The 18,160-nt window shown below is 40.2% G+C and carries 19 protein-coding genes; 11 read left to right on the top strand and 8 right to left on the bottom strand.

What is annotated here, in order from left to right:
• The first annotated feature begins 4 nt into the window (after positions 1-4).
• On the top strand, positions 5-796 hold the full coding sequence (locus L4C54_RS15450) for a LytR/AlgR family response regulator transcription factor (protein WP_428809055.1): 792 nt from the start codon (positions 5-7) through the stop codon (positions 794-796).
• Between the two features lie 52 nt (positions 797-848).
• Here L4C54_RS15450 and L4C54_RS15445 read toward each other — a convergent pair whose 3' ends face one another.
• Positions 849-2,408 (bottom strand): EAL domain-containing protein, encoded by a 1,560-nt coding sequence (locus tag L4C54_RS15445; RefSeq protein WP_428808872.1) that lies wholly within the window; start codon positions 2,406-2,408, stop codon positions 849-851.
• A gap of 266 nt (positions 2,409-2,674) precedes the next feature.
• Here L4C54_RS15445 and L4C54_RS15440 point away from each other — a divergent pair, with 266 nt between their 5' ends.
• Both L4C54_RS15440 and L4C54_RS15435 read left to right on the top strand, forming a co-directional pair.
• On the top strand, positions 2,675-3,385 hold the full coding sequence (locus L4C54_RS15440; RefSeq protein ID WP_428808871.1) for a substrate-binding periplasmic protein: 711 nt from the start codon (positions 2,675-2,677) through the stop codon (positions 3,383-3,385).
• 191 nt (positions 3,386-3,576) lie between these two features.
• Positions 3,577-4,359, top strand: coding sequence for a substrate-binding periplasmic protein (locus L4C54_RS15435; RefSeq protein WP_428808870.1), 783 nt, complete (start codon positions 3,577-3,579; stop codon positions 4,357-4,359).
• 42 nt (positions 4,360-4,401) lie between these two features.
• Here L4C54_RS15435 and L4C54_RS15430 read toward each other — a convergent pair whose 3' ends face one another.
• Positions 4,402-4,953, bottom strand: coding sequence for an MSHA operon transcriptional regulator (locus tag L4C54_RS15430; protein WP_428808869.1), 552 nt, complete (start codon positions 4,951-4,953; stop codon positions 4,402-4,404).
• A gap of 294 nt (positions 4,954-5,247) precedes the next feature.
• Positions 5,248-6,831 carry a nitric oxide reductase transcriptional regulator NorR gene (norR, locus tag L4C54_RS15425; protein ID WP_428808868.1) on the bottom strand — a complete coding sequence of 528 codons (1,584 nt, stop codon included), beginning with the start codon at positions 6,829-6,831 and terminating at the stop codon, positions 5,248-5,250.
• Positions 6,832-7,058: 227 nt separating this feature from the next.
• On the opposite strand from norR, the gene hmpA reads away from it, so the two are divergent.
• The gene (gene hmpA, locus L4C54_RS15420; RefSeq protein ID WP_428808867.1) at positions 7,059-8,237 is read left to right on the top strand and encodes an NO-inducible flavohemoprotein; all 1,179 of its coding nucleotides are present in this window, start codon (positions 7,059-7,061) and stop codon (positions 8,235-8,237) included.
• A gap of 115 nt (positions 8,238-8,352) precedes the next feature.
• Here the strand turns inward: hmpA and L4C54_RS15415 are convergent, their stop codons facing one another.
• On the bottom strand, positions 8,353-9,183 hold the full coding sequence (locus tag L4C54_RS15415) for a LysR family transcriptional regulator (RefSeq protein WP_428808866.1): 831 nt from the start codon (positions 9,181-9,183) through the stop codon (positions 8,353-8,355).
• A gap of 260 nt (positions 9,184-9,443) precedes the next feature.
• Between L4C54_RS15415 and L4C54_RS15410 the strand changes: the two genes are divergently transcribed.
• Complete coding sequence (locus L4C54_RS15410; protein ID WP_428808865.1) at positions 9,444-10,691, top strand: DUF1254 domain-containing protein; 1,248 nt, start codon at positions 9,444-9,446, stop codon at positions 10,689-10,691.
• A 302-nt stretch (positions 10,692-10,993) separates the two neighbouring features.
• Here L4C54_RS15410 and L4C54_RS15405 read toward each other — a convergent pair whose 3' ends face one another.
• The 3 genes from L4C54_RS15405 to L4C54_RS15395 form a co-directional block, all read right to left on the bottom strand.
• Entirely contained in the window at positions 10,994-11,539 is a 546-nt protein-coding gene (locus tag L4C54_RS15405; RefSeq protein ID WP_428802908.1) for a hypothetical protein, read from the bottom strand.
• Positions 11,536-12,072, bottom strand: a complete 537-nt coding sequence (locus L4C54_RS15400) for a YaeQ family protein (protein ID WP_428802907.1) — start codon at positions 12,070-12,072, stop codon at positions 11,536-11,538. The genes L4C54_RS15405 and L4C54_RS15400 overlap by 4 nt, the downstream gene beginning before the upstream one ends.
• Positions 12,073-12,143: 71 nt before the next feature.
• The gene (locus tag L4C54_RS15395; RefSeq protein ID WP_017034739.1) at positions 12,144-12,353 is read right to left on the bottom strand and encodes a cold-shock protein; all 210 of its coding nucleotides are present in this window, start codon (positions 12,351-12,353) and stop codon (positions 12,144-12,146) included.
• A 357-nt stretch (positions 12,354-12,710) separates the two neighbouring features.
• On the opposite strand from L4C54_RS15395, the gene arfA reads away from it, so the two are divergent.
• Positions 12,711-12,926, top strand: coding sequence for an alternative ribosome rescue factor ArfA (gene arfA, locus L4C54_RS15390; RefSeq protein WP_428808864.1), 216 nt, complete (start codon positions 12,711-12,713; stop codon positions 12,924-12,926).
• A 62-nt stretch (positions 12,927-12,988) separates the two neighbouring features.
• On the opposite strand, the gene L4C54_RS15385 is transcribed toward arfA, so the two are convergent.
• Positions 12,989-14,152, bottom strand: a complete 1,164-nt coding sequence (locus tag L4C54_RS15385) for a threonine/serine exporter family protein (RefSeq protein WP_428802905.1) — start codon at positions 14,150-14,152, stop codon at positions 12,989-12,991.
• Positions 14,153-14,623: 471 nt separating this feature from the next.
• Between L4C54_RS15385 and L4C54_RS15380 the strand changes: the two genes are divergently transcribed.
• The 5 genes from L4C54_RS15380 to L4C54_RS15360 all read left to right on the top strand — a co-directional run bounded on the left by L4C54_RS15380 (position 14,624) and on the right by L4C54_RS15360 (position 18,019).
• Positions 14,624-14,989 (top strand): NADH:ubiquinone oxidoreductase, encoded by a 366-nt coding sequence (locus L4C54_RS15380; RefSeq protein WP_428802904.1) that lies wholly within the window; start codon positions 14,624-14,626, stop codon positions 14,987-14,989.
• Between the two features lie 248 nt (positions 14,990-15,237).
• On the top strand, positions 15,238-16,398 hold the full coding sequence (locus L4C54_RS15375; RefSeq protein ID WP_428809054.1) for a serine hydrolase: 1,161 nt from the start codon (positions 15,238-15,240) through the stop codon (positions 16,396-16,398).
• A 238-nt stretch (positions 16,399-16,636) separates the two neighbouring features.
• Positions 16,637-16,984, top strand: a complete 348-nt coding sequence (locus L4C54_RS15370) for a helix-turn-helix domain-containing protein (RefSeq protein WP_428802902.1) — start codon at positions 16,637-16,639, stop codon at positions 16,982-16,984.
• A gap of 119 nt (positions 16,985-17,103) precedes the next feature.
• Positions 17,104-17,787 (top strand): DUF3313 domain-containing protein, encoded by a 684-nt coding sequence (locus tag L4C54_RS15365; protein ID WP_428808863.1) that lies wholly within the window; start codon positions 17,104-17,106, stop codon positions 17,785-17,787.
• A 16-nt stretch (positions 17,788-17,803) separates the two neighbouring features.
• Positions 17,804-18,019: a DUF3820 family protein gene (locus L4C54_RS15360; RefSeq protein WP_295895397.1), complete on the top strand. Its 216-nt coding sequence runs from the start codon at positions 17,804-17,806 to the stop codon at positions 18,017-18,019.
• Positions 18,020-18,160 lie beyond the last annotated feature (141 nt).

Raw genomic sequence — 18,160 nt, 5'->3', positions numbered from 1 at the left:
AATGATAAATAGCGCTGCTATCACGGCTATTATTGCAGATGATGAGCCCTTATTGAGGCATCATTTAAACAAAATCTTAGCGGAAGTTTGGCCGACGTTAGAGATTATTGCCCTGGCTGAGAATGGTGAGCAAGCCTTACAGCTTATTGATCAACATCAGCCTGATATTATATTTTTGGATATTAAGATGCCTCAGCGAGATGGCATGAGCGTGGCTAAAGTATTGGCTAAAAGTCAGAGCCAAACAAAAGTGGTGTTTATTACTGCGTATGATGAATATGCGGTGCAAGCGTTTGAAACCAACGCTGTTGATTACCTACTCAAACCAGTTTCAGAGAAAAGATTAGCTCAGTGCGTCGATAAGATTCAGGCTCAGTTTTTAGAACAAACACCTACCGCAGTCCCTGATGTTTCTTCATTGATCGATCAAATACAGCAATTGACCAACCAAACAAAACCGAATTACTTAACGTGGATTAAAGCTGCTAAAGGAGATGATATTCATCTGATTTCGTTGTCTGAAGTGCTGTACTTTAAGGCTGAAGATAAATATGTCTCTTTATACAAGCAAGAAGCAACGGAAAGTGTCGAATACCTGCTGCGTACATCATTAAAAGAGCTATTGAGTCAACTAGATCCCAACATGTTTTGGCAGATCCATCGTTCGAGTGTGGTGAATGTATCTGCTATTAAAAAAGTTAAAAAAGATTTTACCGGTAAGATGATGGTATATGTTGGTGGTGTAAAGCTCCCCGTCAGCCGAGCGATGCAAGCTCAGTTTACCAACCAATGGTAAACAGGGCTTGCACAGAGACTTAAACGAATATTTGCATTAGGTCATCACATTATTACGCCAAACCGAACTTAATAAAATCGTTAGGTTTCATTGGAGGAGAAAAGTAATAACCTTGAATATACCTAACCCCCAATTGCCTTAGCTTTTCGATTTGAGCTTGGGTTTCTACTCCCTCCGCTATCACTTTCATATTTAGTTCTTCTCCAAGGTGGATCATTGATTCAAGTACGGGAGTAATGGTTGCTTCAGAGCGAAGACCATTAACAAATACTTTATCAATTTTGAGTGCATTAAAAGGGTGCTGACGAAGGAAATTCAAGCCTGAATAACCAGTGCCAAAATCGTCAACAGCAATTTTAAAACCAAGATCACTTAACACTCTTAGAGACGCAGTAGCATGTTCAAGCTCCTGATTGGTGTAATCATTATTTTCGGTGATTTCAAGCAATAGTGTTGGAACGATATTAGTATGGCGCTTTGAAAACTCGATTAAATAATCAATAAAATTGGGGTCAATCACAAGTTGCCGGCTGATATTTAAGCTGATGTACTGACCATTGAGGTGACTAGGGTGGGAATAAATAAATGTGGTCACCGACTTGATCATTACCTTAGTGATTTGATCGATTATACCCATACGTTCTGCCAAGGGTATAAACATATCTGGAGGAATAATACCCTGAATAGGGTGGCGCCAACGAATTAGAGCCTCACTGCCTGCGATACGCTTCTCCACAATATCAACAATAGGTTGTAGGTGCAGTTCAAGTTCATCATCTTGTACAGCTTGCAACAGTGAGTATTCAAGTGACTCTTTGGTGAGGCGATAGTTGTTTATAGCCAAGTAAATTAATGAAAGCAGAGCCGCAATAAGTAGCGTTTGCCATAGGTGTTGAACGAAATAGTACAAATATGCACTGTGATTGAGGTGCAGAGTGATAGCAAGTGGGTACAAGTGAGAAGAAAAACTAAACAAATTTAGGGCAGAATCGATAGAACCATGAGTACTTTGAATTGTCTGGCTTAGCACAGTTATTTGATAACCTAGTTTTTGTCCAGCTAAAGTAGGAGAAACCAGATCAAGAAACTGGGCTGGGGATAATAATGCGTTAATACCACTATTGTTTTCATCATAGGCGTAAATAAAGAAAGTCTGCAGTTTACTCTTGGATTTTGTAAGTGAAATAGTAATGTTATTTGCTGAATTATTGAGCCGATTAATAGTTGAAGACGAGAGAGGGATATGGTTTTTTCCTTCGTTACTGGTACACACAACAATCCCGTCGTTATAAAGGCCAATCTCTTTTAGCATGCTTGAATAGAAAGCATGTTCACGTAGTTTAAGAACATCTTGTCGTTCACAAGAGGTTGAAACTTGTTTCTTGAGCTGTAACAGATCTAATGCAGTGACCGCTATATATTGTTCGAGTTTTTCAATGGATTCTTTGCCTTGTTCTACTGCGTGATTATTGGTGGCGTAGAAATTAAATATCGCAGCTACGATAAAGACACTGACGAAAATTATTCCTATGGGAATGATAGATTGTCCATTTTTTCTTATTTGCTGTAGCAGTGGTGAACGAGCTTCCTCGCTCATTTGATGGTATTTCATAGTATGTACTAGCCATTTCTTTTTATTATGTTTTAACTATATGCCTATCGAATTAAAACTGAATACATATTAGGCTTATTTTTGTATATATTTGTCTAAGTTATTATTTTTAAGAACAAATGTTGATGATTCTGTTAGTTAGTTCTTATGTTTTATCGAGTAGAGTCTCTATTCGTAAGATTACCTTCTACATAAATTACGTTAAGCAGTGACTCGTTTCTACTCTATAGTTTTTGTATAACCATTGACCTTTGATGAGGTTTTGTATGAAGAATATAGGGTTTAGTTTACTGCTGTTAGCATGTTCATTAAGTGTTTCGGCAAAAAGTATTGTGCTATCCACCCATAACCTCTCTCCCTATGGTAGCTACGCAGCTGGGGCTGATATAAAAAAAGTAGCGAATAGTGATTTTACTGGTATTGCCGTAGATCGAATTCGTTGTGCATTTAAAAGCATGGAAATAGAGTTAACGATACTAGTTGTGCCTTGGGCTAGAGCCCAACTTTTAGCTCAAAGTGGTGAAGTAGACGGTTTTTTTGCGGGTTCACAAAACGAATTTCGAGACGGCTATGCCGTTAAAACAGACATTATTGCCGAGCAGAAATGGAATTGGTATTGGCTAAAATCTAATCCTCAAAATATTGATAGCTTAGAACCTATGCCACGAATAGGTGCGTTTCTTGGCTCGAATATGTCCAAATGGCTTGCAAAGAACAGTTACCCAATACACAGCCAGCCTGAAACCACGGAGCAATTATTATTGCAGTTGAAAAACGGTAGAATTGACCTGTTCATTGCCAATAATTTAGTAACGGATAAACTTGTAAAAAATTCAGGAATGGTTGATCAGTTAGAATCACGATTAGTTAAAGATAAGCCGTTATATCTTTACTTAACTCGAAAATCACTTTCTACTCATCCAATGCTGATAGATAACTTTAATAATGCTCTTAAACAATGCTATTCGAAAATGTGATCTTATATTATTAGTACTTAATACTTTTGTATTCAGGCTATCTCAATGTTAAATATGACATTATTGTATTGGTTTAAAATTGGAGGTTCATTTCTCGTTTAAAAATTGTTGAGCATATAGTTTTGTGGCTAGACGCCATTTTGTTTGTCAACTAACGTTTAAAGGTAAATAACTTTAAATAGAAGATGACGATGTATAGCTTTAAATTTCTACTGATGGCAGTGACGTTGCTTTCTTTTTCCATACCTGCTGCTCTAGCTCATGGGGAAGGAGATGACCTTGGACGTTTGGTATTTTTGACGGAGGAATACCCACCAGCCAATTTCATGAAAAATGGACAGTTAACGGGGTATTCGGTTGATCTGTTATATGCCGCTTCTGTGTCTGTCGAAGATAGCCTTGATGATGCACATGTAGTGCTGCAGGTGTGGTCTGATGCGTATCGTTCAGCTTTAACAAAACCTAATACCGTTGTATTTTCGACCACACGCACTGAGCACCGAGAAGAATTATTTCAATGGGTAGGCCCCATTGCCGAGGTAAAAGTGGTTGTGATGGCGAAGAAAGGCAGCGGTATCAAAATCACGTCACCTATTGAAATGGCGAGATATAAAATAGGTGTAGTAGAAGATGATATTGGGGAGCAGCTATTGCTCGATCTAGGTGTTCCGAGAGCGGCAATGTTAGAGGCTTCAGATGTGGTCGTATTGGCCGAGCTATTAACTAAAAATAGAATCGACTTAATCGCTTACTCAGAGCGGACAGCCTATTGGTATGCCTCGCAAGCTGGAATTGATAGTGACATCTTTGTACCAGTGTACACCTTGAAAGAGGGGTATACCTATTATGCATTCAATACAGACAGTGACCCTGCTCTAGTGAAAAAACTACAGCAAGGTATTGATAATGTTAAGGAGAGTGTCAACGAAGATGGTATTAGCCAGTATCAAGCAATATTAGATAAATACCGATAAAGGTCAAGTTTATCGCCTAGTCATCTGAGTACAGAACCGGGTTTATTTAATAGCAGCTTTTTTAACAAAAAATGGGTTGTTGAATTTCTTCGCATTGCCAAGTTCGGAAGTGACTAACCTATTCCACAACTGCTTATCAAATTCACCCTTAGGCAATGAAGGGTATAGCGTATCTACCTCTTCAAATGCAAATGACATAAACTGCTTTAATTTTATCTGATTGTACTTCTTAGCTACTCGATTGTGCTTTTGTATCCACTCCCTTTTAAACTGAATCAAGGCAGGCTCTGCTTGCTCTAGGGGAATTGTTGATAGGTAGATGCGTTGGTATGCCACCTTACGATCAATCATTGAGCGCATGACGGTTTGAATATATTTACCATGATGGGTAACAGAGATATCATCGGCTTTTACAAGCTTAATATTCCAACCTGTTGGTGAAAGCTTGTGATTTCGAAACTGAGCATTACGAACTTGCAATGCTTGGTGAAGAACAATATCAGAAGTTCCTCTGAAGGTCTGTTGCCATTTCCCAATTCGAATTTGGAGCGAGTGGGGTAGACGATAGATATTCGTAAATTTGTCTTCAGTCATTGGATTATTACACACGCGCTTTAGTAGTTTTGAGCAACTCAATAGTTTCGAGAAAATCAGTAGCTTTTAGCAAATGGGCTACGAGTACATGGTATACAAGTCACCGTTCGAGTATAGAAGTTTTGAAATATGTAGAGATATTTAATAGTGAACAGCAATTGTTCATTAGAACGTAACATTCTACATTGATCTAGGTTGCTATTGCTAACTTTAACAATTACTAGCTAGTAATTTAATAGGAAGATATATCAAATTACTAGCTAGATCAGCAGTGAAATTGAAATTTAGCTGACTCTATTGATGTATCTTATGCTCTTTTGTCACTGTGATTCCAAGACGTTTTGCTAATCGAGTTAAATTTGCACGATCAGTTTGTAAGTATCGACTTGCTTTTGCCCAGTTAAATTCGGCGCCCTCTAATGCAGAGGTAATCAGTTGGCGTTGATACGTTTCAGTTGCTAGTCGAAGGTTTAGGGTTGCATCAGTCTGATTGGGCTGCGACTGAATATCCATTGGAGCAGCATCAAGAATTGGAGTGTTATCGAGTGATCCAATATCTTCGTTGGTAACAGTAATCGTTGAACGGTGTTGGTTTCTCGCTCTTGATTTTAGCGCTGCTCGGTTGATGACATGTTCAAGCTCACGTACATTCCCCGGCCAGCTATAAAGCATGATATACCTGAGTGCTTCTTGCCCCATTTTTAGCTGAACAATACCGAGTTTACGACGTGCTTGCTCTAGAAAGAACCCGGCCAAAAGAGCAATATCACCTTCTCGTTCACGCAGTGGTGGGACCAAAATAGGATAAACGGTTAATCGATGATATAAATCCGCTCGAAAACGACCTTGGCTCACTTCTTCTTTTAAGTCACGGTTAGTCGCGGCAAGTACTCTTACATCAATGCTTTCGACTCTATCTTGGCCGACAGGCTGTATTTCGTTATTTTGTAGAGCACGCAATATCTTGCTTTGAGCCGCTAAAGGAAGCTCTCCTATTTCATCGAGAAACAGTGTGCCACCATTTGCGAGTGCAAATTTACCCAAACGATTTTTATCCGCGCCAGTGAATGCCCCTTTAACATGACCAAAGAGTTCGCTCTCGACTAGATTTTCAGGAATAGCCGCGCAGTTAACGTAAATCAGAGGTTGCTTTTTCCGAGAGGATTGGTGATGCAGTGTCCGAGCAACAAGCTCTTTACCTACTCCGGTTTCACCATGAATAAGAATGTTGAAATCGGAAGGAGCAACAACGTCGATGTCAGTTTTTAGGCCAACCATGGCTTTACTCGAGCCGATGATCTCTCCGCCATCACGCTCCCACGCCTCTTCATTCAACTCTTCTACACGCTGCTGGCTCTGTTTAGCTTGCTGTTCGAGTTGTGAAAACGTCATTGCCATTTTTAGTGTGGACGCGGCGATAGCTGAAAGCACTTCCAAACTTCGGTCGGGGATCTCATTGAATAAACCAGGCCTTAAACTATCCAAAGTAAGCACACCCAGTAGCTTGTCACCAAAAAGAAGCGGAAGTCCCATGCAAGAGTGCATAGGCAGGTCGCCATCATGATCAAGTAGAAGGCCATCAAAAGGGTCTGGTAAAGGACTATCCGCATCAAATCGAACAGGCGTCTTAGCTCGACATATCTCATCAAATCTCGGATGCTCAGACGCAATAAAGCGACGACCTAATGTATCTCGCGTTAATCCTTGCATAGCTAAAGGCGTGAGTGTTTCCCCTTGAATGGAAAGAAGCACGACGCTGTCACACTGAATAGTCTTTCGAATTGCATCCAGTAATTTATTAAAGCGGTCTTCATCGTTTAAACCGCTTGCAAGTCCAATGGTCATTTCGACGAGTGTTGAAACAGAAATATCTTGCATGTAATGAATCCCAATTAGGTGTTACCAATATTATGAAGTCTAAATGACGCATAGTAAAGAGGTCATTAAGACATGTTGAAATGTTGAGGATTACGCCAAGTTACTGATATTTCTATGTTATTGTTGTTGGCATAGATAGTGCTATTACTTGAATTAATTAGAGCGAGTAGAAACTTGCCAATTACTAAGTAAAGCCAACAATCATAACCCCAATGGGAGATTATTTAATGCTCAATGAACAACATATTAAAACAGTAAAAAGTACGATTCCTTTATTAGAACAAGCAGGAACAGCGCTAACGAAACACTTTTATGAACGTATGTTTCGTATCAATCCTGAGCTTCAAGATATCTTCAATATGGCCAATCAGAAAACGGGTCGCCAAAGTGTTGCACTGTTCGAGGCGATTGCTGCTTACGCAAAAAATATTGAAAATTTGGGCGCATTAACTTCGGCCGTTGAGCGTATTGCTCATAAGCATACGAGCTTCAATATTCGAGCAGAACATTATCAAATTGTAGGTCATCACTTAATTGAGACATTAAGAGAGTTAACAGGAGATGCGTTTAGTACTGAAGTAGAAGAGGCATGGACGGCTGCATATCTGTTTTTGGCTCAAGTATTTATCGATCGAGAAGGTGAACTTTACTTACAAAGAAAACAGGCAATCGGTGGTTGGGAGGCTGCTCGTGAGTTTATTGTAACGGATAAAAAACAAGAGTCATCGTTAGTAACCAGTTTTGTATTCACACCAGTAGATAAAGCTGCGGTGCTTAGCTACCAACCGGGTCAATATATTGGGATTGAGGTTAAGCCTGAATCTAGTCAATACAATGAAATTCGCCAGTATTCACTTTCTGAACAATCCAATGGCGTGAGCTACCGGATCTCTGTGAAGCGAGAGGGAGCGGGAACCGATCAAAAAGGATTAGTCTCTAACCACTTACATGATGATGTTGAGGTTGGTGACAGTATAAATTTATATGCGCCGGCGGGTGACTTTTTCTATGTTGAAAAGCAAAGCCCTGTTGTGCTCATTTCTGCAGGGGTAGGAGCGACTCCTGTTCAAGCCATGCTTCAAAGTTTAAATGGTTCAGGAAAAGATAACGTAAATTATCTACATGCCTGCAACAGTAGAGATCAGCATTCATTTATTGACGAAACGAGTACATTAATCGCAGTAAATGGCTGGCAGCAAAGTATTTGGTACATGGAGGGGGATTCAGATTTTCATGGTCCAATGAGTTTGTCTTCAGTTGAATCTACGTTACCGTTAGCAGATGGCGATTTTTATCTTTGTGGGCCAATAGGTTTTATGGATAGCATCGTTAAGCAGTTAGAATTGCTTAATGTGTCGCGAGACAGAATTCATTATGAGGTGTTTGGTCCTCATGCAAATTTGTAGATAAATAAGAGATAGAAAGAGGAGCGAGAGCTTCTCTTTTTTGTTTTTATAAAGTCTGCTTTAACCGTGAGGCTTACTATATAAGCATTAGCCCGATTAAGGTTGAGCTTGGACATTAAGTGAAACTGGCTTGTAACTGTTTCATTATTTGCTTTCGTAACACCCTATGCTGGATATCCTTTTCAAAAGAGCGGTGATAGAGCAAATTGAAGGTAATTGGCTGTAGTTCAAAAGGGGGCTTTATTATTTGAAGTTGAAGTGACTTGGCATAATCAGACATACTTTGAGGGACAAACCCCAAGTAATCACTACTGGATACATATAACATCAAGCTAGCAACGCTGTTAGTACGGTAAACGATATCTCTTGGTTGAGGATCGACAGTAATAAGGTTGAATAAGTCACTATTACTTCGTCTAGTCGCTAATGCAATATGCTGTTCACTATAGAATTCAGCAGGAGTAATCTCCCCTTGAATTCTGGGATGGCTTCCAGATGCGATCATTACCATTCTTTCCGTCGCGACTTCTTCTCGAATAATACAGGCATCTACAATACCCACAGAATCAACCACTAAGTCTACTTTACGGCTTCGTAAATCATTAATTAAGGTATCTTCGCTCTTAGGGGCATCTATAAGTATTGCGTTTACATTTTTGAGGCCGTAAACAAGCGCTTCTTGAATGTATACTTTGTAGCGGACATCATGGATTGCTTCTCTTACTAAATCACGCAACGAACCGAGTTTCTGTGCCATATGGTGTGCATAACTCGTCGCCTCAATGGTTCTGCCCTTTTTAACAAACAGCCCTTTTCCTAGTTCACCTTCGAGTTTTTTTATTCGTTGACTCACTGCTGACTGGCTAATACCTATCTCTTCACTCGCCTTTGAGTAGCTTTCATTTAGATACACTTTCATGAACGTATCCAATAAATTTAGATCCACTATGACGCCTTATCTATTAGCTGTGCTTATAGCTAACTTTAGCATTAAGCCATTTTTCTTCAAATAATTATTGAGTAAAGTTTAACCCGTTCAATGAGCTAAGGAAGCACTGGCCGGTTGAGCGTCAGTAGGGCAAGGGTTGCAAATAACATAAGAGCGCACTGGAACACAGTGACTGAGGGTTGCATGTCTTTTTTGAAGATCCATTGCCCCGCCTTATCAGTCATAGAATTTAAACCATACCTTGATAGGTGAAATAAATGATTAAAAAAACAATGGTCGCCGCCGCTTTATTATTGTCTTTCAATGCGATCGCTGATGAGAAGGTTTATAGTGGAACGTTGCCAAATGGCACCGAAGTCTCTGCAACTGAAGCTGAACTTCATGCTTACAAAGCGTACCATCACTTAGAATATTTGATCTCTCTTGCCCAAGCTTCGGGTGGAACAAATGTACTGGCACATACGCGTGAGCTACCTGTTGATGGCGCTGATGTCGTAACACCTGCGCTTGACCAAATTTATTCACGCTCTGTATTAGATCTAACCAACGGCCCTGTGGTGGTTAATTTTAGCGACGTTGAGACTGATCATTATTACTCGATTCAGATCGTCGACCAAGAGCACTACACAACTTATGATGAAATTCGCCCAGTAGGCTCTTATGTATTCGTACGTCAAGGTTATGAAGGTGAACTTCCAGAAGGCAAAGTTCTTACTCAGCGTGGTGACTACCCATTCTTGTTCATTAGAACTCAGGTGAAGGATACATCTATCACTGAGTATGCGATTACACATGCAATCCAAGATGGTATTTCATTAGAATCGACAACCTCAAGCTTAATTGCTGCGGATGATCTTATTAAGTTTACTGTTGAGACTCATTCCCCACATAAGGAAAATGCTGAGTTGCTAAAGAGCCAGGTGGGTAAGTTCGATGCTGAATCACATCAACGTATGTTTATGCTAACTTCCGCAAAGTTCCTAGCAGGGTACCAAGCTTCTAATGTAGGTATTTTCAATGATATAGGTCAGGGCATGGATGACCCAATGGCACGAGCGATGGCGATTATTGGTCATCTCGGCCTTCCTGAGCATCACGCCTATTATGATGCCATTGCATTTAACTGCGACGGAGTGCCACTGAATGGCTCTAACGTTGAAACTGTGACACTTCCTTATGAACCAGGAACTGACGAGTTTTGGTCTGTCACTCGATATAGCTCTATGACTCGCAATTTGTACCCTAATCAAAACGACATATTTAATTCGTTCAATACCAAACCAGATGCAAGTGGGAATGTCACGATAACGTTTTCAGCGAATGATCCAGAAGATGGAACTTATTGGATGCCGGTAAATGAGAATGAACACTACTACATAATGAACCGATACTATGCACCTAACTATGACGAACTTGTTGTTTGGTCTCAGTGTGGTGAATTCGAAAATGTGATGGAGCGTGACTATCGTCACAATGAAGTACAGCGAAAACAATTTGGGTACTAATTTACGCCCTTAGTTGTTTCAATTTGGTCGGTCATAGAATGAGCATATTGCTTAGTTGCCAATAACCAATAACCAATAACCGATAATCAATATCCAATAAAGGCTCGAGCACTAGTTACGAGCCTTTATTTTGAAACTTTCTTTCCTACTTTCACACATCAAAAGCACCCACTATTCCAGTGTTAGATGATCCATACTGCTTCTTCTAAGTTAGAAGCTCTGCTTAGAGTCAATTATGCTTTCAAGGGACTATTGAAAAGTGGTACTTGTGTGATGATGATTGCTTATTTTTAACCCAAGATTTAGTCGCGAGACTTGCTAAATAAACGCTTTATCCATTGGCTGAGGCTTCCTTTGCTTGTGGGAGCACGGTTTTGATTGCCGAGGTAGAAGCTTTCTAGGTATTGAGTGCGAAGCTGTTGTACGTCTTGAGATGTCACTGAGCTAATTAACTTGGATGTTTCGTGAGCATGGTCGTTCGCTAAGCTGAAATCCATCCCTAGAAAACCTTGGATATAAAGCCAAGCATGAGTAATAACGGTTAGCTCGTCAGTATCACTCGTTTTAAATTTATTTACATGTTCTTGACCGACCGTCTTGGCTATCGCTGTTTGCATGTCGTTGATCGATTCAAGATATTGAGTAAGACCAGATGCAATTTCAATGTGGCTTTTGGTCAACATTCCAAGCAAGTGTAACGTTGCTGAAGTCTGCGGTTTGCTCTCAAGAACCTTTGAAAAAAGTGGCTGCTGGGAAGATTGCCATTTACTCCATAAGTCCTTGTGTTCCGAAATAGTTACGAGCTCAGACAGACCACAGTGATGACAAGCTTGCTCTAGTGTTTTCATTTAGTTTGTAGCTCAAAAAACTCAACTTCTTGAGAACCTTTTTGGCTATCAACAAAGATAGAGTTGCCCGTGATCATGACAGATAGCTCCATGCCACGCTCGATTAGCTTTGTTAACCCTTCGACACCTTCAGCATCAAAACGAGTGATATCAGCGTCTAGCATGCCAATTTTGTCTTGGTTCTGGTTCCACCAAACATTAGATTTAGTGTTGAAACTGTAGACTTTGACTTTCTTAGATAAACGGGTCGATTTTTTAATACGTTCAGGATCGGGTTCACCCATATCAATCCATAGTTCAACTTGACCATCGAGTGTTTTTAACCAGATATCAGGCTCTTCGATGGTTGATAGACCTTTTGTTAACTGCAGTGACTCATGAGCGTTGAGACAATAAGCCAAAATGCGAGCCATCATTCGTTGATCATTTTCAGAAGGGTGCTGAGCAACAGTAAGGTTTAGCGAATCGTAGTAATCACGATTCATATCCGTTAAAGAGATACGGAATTTAAAAATAGTCGGTTTTAGAGCCATGGGTAATACAAGATCTCAGGCAAAAAAATAGCCAGCACGAGGCTGGCTATTTTTAGAAAAAAGGTACTAAATTAAAGTACTTTGATGTTTTCAGCTTGTGGGCCTTTTTGACCTGTAGTAACTACAAACTCAACTTTTTGACCTTCAACAAGAGTTTTGAAACCGTCGCCAGTGATCGCAGAGAAGTGTGCGAATACGTCTGGACCGTTTTCTTGTTGAATGAAGCCGAAGCCTTTAGTTTCGTTGAACCATTTTACTGTACCAGTAACTGTGTTAGACATGATAAATATCCTAATTAAAAATATTGTGCCGAAATTGGCGCGGATAGCGTGGAAAAGTAGACTGCTATTGCGTACCACACGGAAGTTACAAGTAATCCAACGAGACGCATATTTAGACAAAGAACTGCTTTCTAGCTGTTGGTGATTTTAGCCCAATCTAGAGCTAAGTCAACGTTTACTCGAGTTAATCCACACATCTTTTTAAAGTTTTCTGCAGTTTTATGCGCGTCGTGTCATTTTTGCATATACGTTATTGAGATTAATGTAATTGTGTTCTGTTCTTTCCATTTGATAATCATTGAGTTTGATTAAACTTTGTACGATAATCGCTGTGTTTTAACAAAAGAGGATGGACCTGTGGGCCAGAAAAAAAGTAATAAGCAGTTTGACTGCTTAGAGTCTCCCAAAAGCGATTTGGATGCGGGGCGAGGTAATATTAAAGACAACGCATTAAAAGCAGTAGTCACGAGTAAGATTTTTAAATTAAGAGTTGAGCAAGCCAAAAAAGGTAAAGGGAGTTTTAGGCGAAATAACAAGCATAAGGGCAAAGAGCCCTATTCAAAAGCAGCGTAGAACGTAGAATTTGAATAGGGCTTTTTCATAGATTAATAACCTGTGATTTTCACTTTCTTTATCTAGTGTTCAATCTTGGGTGAGTAAATTGAGTATGCGGTGATTTGTCCGGCGACAATGGCTGAAAACATAAATAGTGCAGAAAGGCCAATGCTTGGAATAGGTAAAATGGACTGTTCAAATACTGATTGGCTGGCACTGATTAATACTCGGCTCCCTGGAACTAAAATGATAATCCCTTGCAGAATGTATATCGCACCAGTGAGTTCCATCTTTTTAGCAACCCATGTCCCATAAAGGGTGATTAACATCGTTGTGACCCACGTTCCAACGATCCAGCCACTATCAAAACCTAAATAGAATGGACCCCACATACCGAGTACGGCGACAGGAAGCCCAAGTAAAATATCTCTCGCTCTAGCGTTGAATATAATGCCAATTGAACCTGATAGAAGAAAGACGCCCATGATGTGCATCCAAGTCGGGACATCATTTAGATAGTTCAAGGTTTCACTTGTCCCCCATATGGCTTCGCCAATATTGAGTCCCATCACGATGCCAACAAATAGTTTTATTAACGTGAGCGCACTCTGCCCAAGAAGACTCGTTCCTGAAACAAGATCATTGAAGGCTAAACACTCCAAAGCGTTGGCAATGGATAACCCGGGAACAAATAATATGATGGCGGCAATGCATAGTGCCCAAACGGGGATAGGTAATCCGGTACTTGCAATAAAGGCAACCAAAACTCCAGTGATAAGCGCGGATATAAACTCCACAGCAATGCTGCGACGCCCTTTACAAACCAACTGACAAACCCAGACCATAAAGCCAAGAAAAACAGAAAATGCAATAGCTTCCATAGTGCTGCCAACAAGCATCAAGTAGGCAGGCGGAATACCCATATTAGCAAGCGCAACCACCCATTTAGGGTAGCCTGTTGGTTCGGGTACAGGCTCGCTACTCGGCTGGTTGATCCGAATAATGGTATTGGCCAACAAGCTCAGGTTGATTGATGCCGGTTTAAGGCGCTTCATAACGACCGCGTTATTGTCATCAGGAAATTGATAATTGATGGTTGTTGGTAAAGCTTGGATCATTACGTCGACATTATGCTTTCTAGCGTAATGCTGAGTGTATTTTTCAACTTTATAAGGAGCACAACCACTTCGGTGCAATGTGTCGCCAATTTCTACAATTTTTTTAATTCGGTATTCGGAAGGCATAGCGCTAGGATCAACAAGCTTAAGATGTGCATAAGGTATCAAAGCGCCTTATTTTTGACGAGAAATATAATCATACTTTGTTCACTAAATGGGTATTAATTTCTGAACTCTATTTTATGCTTATTGCCATTCATCATTTCGATTATTCGAACCCATTCCATTACATTAATAGTTTCACACGATGTCGATCTATGTCACATGTAACACTCTGTTACAAACTCTTACGGTTTAATTTTATTTGTTACTTTTTTGTGTGTTTTTTCTGCTGATGCTTTGGCTGCCTGTAATCTGGAGGTGTATTCGATTGCATTATGTTAGCAAACTGTTAACTCGCATTGGCGCTGCGAATGTGAACGAAATTTGTTGGTTTTATAGCCTTGCAATTGCATTTGAAAAAGAGACAATGAGCGCAAAATGAGTTTGCAAAAATGAAAGGATGCAATTCGTAGGTTGTTAAACGAGGCGTTAATTATGAAAATATTTGTTATTGCATTGGTATCTATACTTGCTGGTGTTGCATCAGCTGAACACTTTCACTCTTTCATTTTAGGTTTAGGTATTTCAACCTTAGCGGTTGGTAGCTGCTATTGGTTAGCATTCCGTACCACTCGCTTTCCAGAGCTTGTTTTATTGCTACTTTTCCTAGGTATGTTTGCAAAACTGATGATTACGGTTGTGGGGATTGCACTAAGCGTCTCTGCTGAATTGATTACCTCACCATTTATATTTGCGATGTCTTATTTGTTCTTCTCTATGGTAGCGACGTACTTCTGGTTTAGTTATCGTCAAAAAAGAACACCTCATTGGACAACATTAAACACACGTTTTGCGAATTAAAATGTAACAATTAGAATCATTAAATGAACAAATTTCTTGAATGACCGGTAGCTTGCTATCGGTCATTTTGCTTTAATGGTGGAAATATTTGATTTTTGGAGTGTTAATTGGCCTAACTTCGTCGATTAAACCGTCACAATGTAACTAAAATCAAATTATCGTAAGGATTGGTAAAGCCCTAATTTATCTTTCCTACTTTTATATATACTCAAGCAATATCTATCTCATTTGGCTAAGTTATGATTAATATGGATTTTCGTTTCTCGGGTGCTTTACTCTCTACTGCTCTTATCTCACCTCTTGCAGTCGCCGCACCAACCATAGTGCCTGATGCGCCAGTTTTAGGTGCTAATGGCTACGTTCTTATGGATTACCATACAGGCCGAGTATTGGTCGAAAAAGATGCGCACACTAAACTAAACCCAGCTAGCCTGACCAAATTGATGACAGCTTACGTAGCTGGGCAAGAGATACAATCAGGTAATATTGGTAAGCACGATAAAGTGGTTATTAGTAAGAATGCTTGGGCCAAAAAATTCCCAGACTCATCAAAGATGTTCATTGAAGTGGGTAAAACCGTTGATATGATGGATCTTTACCGTGGTTTGATTGTTCAATCTGGTAATGATGCGAGTGTTGCCATTGCGGAGCACGTTGCGGGTTCACAAGACTCTTTTGTTGCTTTGATGAACTCATGGGCTCAGCGATTAGAACTAAACAATACCGGGTTCACCAATCCCCATGGCTTAGATAGCGATGGACTTTACTCCACCCCTTATGACATTGCGACTTTAGGTCGTGCGATCATTCGTGACCTTCCAGAGATCTACCCACTATATAGTGAGCGTTCATTTAAATATAACGGCATTACTCAATATAACCGTAACGGCCTGCTTCGTGATAGAAGCATGAATGTTGATGGTATGAAAACGGGCTATACACGTGGAGCAGGCTATAGCTTAGCGAGTTCAGCAACGAGCGGTAACATGCGATTAATCTCAGTTGTTATGGGGTCAAATAGTGCCAAAAGCCGTGAAGCAGAAAGTAAACAGTTATTGAGCTATGGCTTCCGTTTCTTTGATACCGTTTCTCCTAACTCAGCGGGCGATGAGATAGCGATGCCAAGAGTGTGGATGGGCGAAAAAGATAACGTAGCAGTCGGTGTTGCTGAAGATATTTTCTTAACTCTGACTAAAAGTGATATCAGTAAGTTGACTGCGAGCATCGAGATAAACCAAGAGTTGACGGCACCGATTCGCAAGAATGATATTTTAGGCAGTGTTTCTTACCTTGTGGAAGGCGAGCAAGTTGCACAATCATCATTAGTCGCTCTTGATGATGTAGAGGAAGGTAGCTTTTTCAAGAAAGCAATGGATTGGTTTAAGCGTCTAATCGCGAGCTTTTTCTAACCAAACCTCTAGGTACTAGCTAAGTTACATCTCTAAATCCTTAGTAATTTAGAGCCAAAAGGTCACGTTGATTGTGACCTTTTTTGTGCGTGGAACAAAAACAGTGAAACTAAATATAGGTAAATTGGTGATTGTAAGTGCACTGCAAAACATTGGTCAAAACCTGACGATTGGCTGACATGTTATCAATGGATTAACGCAAAATTCATCCATATTTGGAATGCTAGAGAACGTTACCGTGCAGTTTACTCAACAAGATAGAGATGCCCTATACACCACTTGGATGTCACAAAAAGCCAAGATGAGACTGACCCAGATGGAAATGGCCAAAAAGATGGGGATGACGCAAACTGAGTTTTCAGAACTCCTTCGGGGCAATACAGAGCTTTCTATGGAATTTGTACATCAATTTTGCAGCAACCTCCATGTTGATGCGTACCACATCGTGCCATCGTTAAAACTCACCAATAAATCAGCACAACAGTTAGTTACGTTGAAAAGTACCATATCCTTTGATGGTGAAATCCAGCGAGTTTACGCTCAAGGAAATCAAGTTGTTGTTGAGTATGTCCACACTGTTGTCTAGTACCAATTGGTTTTAGTTATACTGTTCGAACTTATCCATACAACTGTTCAATAATTATTCTTTTATCTAGTTTTTATATGGTATACCATACCGTCACATTCTCAGGTGTGGTATCCATTATGAACAATACTTTTACAAAACTTCTCATCATAACTGTTACAGGCTTATTGTTAATTGGCTGTAGTACCATACCACGTGTTCACGCTACCAAATTTACCTCTTATGAAGATTTCTCAGCAGGGCCTGAAGGTGGTGTCGACCTTGTGTGGGCACGAATTGGCCTGCGTAATCAGGAAAGGCTGACAGCAAAACTCGATGAGTACGATTCTGTTGTTATAGACCAAGTATTTGTGGTTGCTGAAGAGGGGAGTATTGATGAGGAACAAATCGAAGAGCTTTCAAGTTATGTCATTGAACGCTTAAAGCAGAAGATAGAACCGTATAAAACTATCGTAGAAGAGCCGACGGGTAACACGTTGAGATTGAGTGTTGCACTTAGTAATGTTGAAACTCCAAATCCTATCTTGGCAGTAACAAGCAGTATCCTCCCATATGGGCTAGCTATTTCAACAATTTCAAAAATTACTACGGGTGAGCACACTAATGTAGGCAGTGCGACGATTGAGTTATTGGTCAGTGATGCACAGACAGGGAAGCCTCTTTTCGCAGCTATAGACCGAGAGGCTGGCAACAAAGACTTCTCTACTATGATTGACGCTCTTGATGATGCCAAAGACGCAATTAACTTTTGGGTTGAACGCTTAGGTGTTACTCTTCAAGGCCCTGACTACCCTGAGAAATAGAGACCAGAGCAGATCTATGCTTGAAAAAGAGAACCTAGTAAAATTAGCAAGAATGCCAATGCCGTTTGGTAAATATGCTGGCCGAGCGCTGATCGATCTCCCAGAAGAGTATTTGCTGTGGTTTGATAAAAAGGGTTTCCCCTCTGGTGAGTTAGGTGATCTATTGAAGCTTTGTTTAGCACTAAAAATTGAAGGATTGGACAGCGTTGTGAAACCGCTCAAGCGGATGTAATCCCTCGTAGCAGTGCTAGGACTAGAATAGAAGTATTATCTCACTGCCTTCTATGTTCATAACGTATTTTCACTGGACGTCGTAAACAAGAGCCCCCCCCCAAAAAAAAACATGCTAAAGAGTAGGTTACTATCGAACTCG

It is taken from the genome of Vibrio lamellibrachiae, assembly GCF_050337265.1.
GTDB lineage: Bacteria > Pseudomonadota > Gammaproteobacteria > Enterobacterales > Vibrionaceae > Vibrio > Vibrio kyushuensis.
This window is presented reverse-complemented; position numbering and strand designations above follow the sequence as displayed.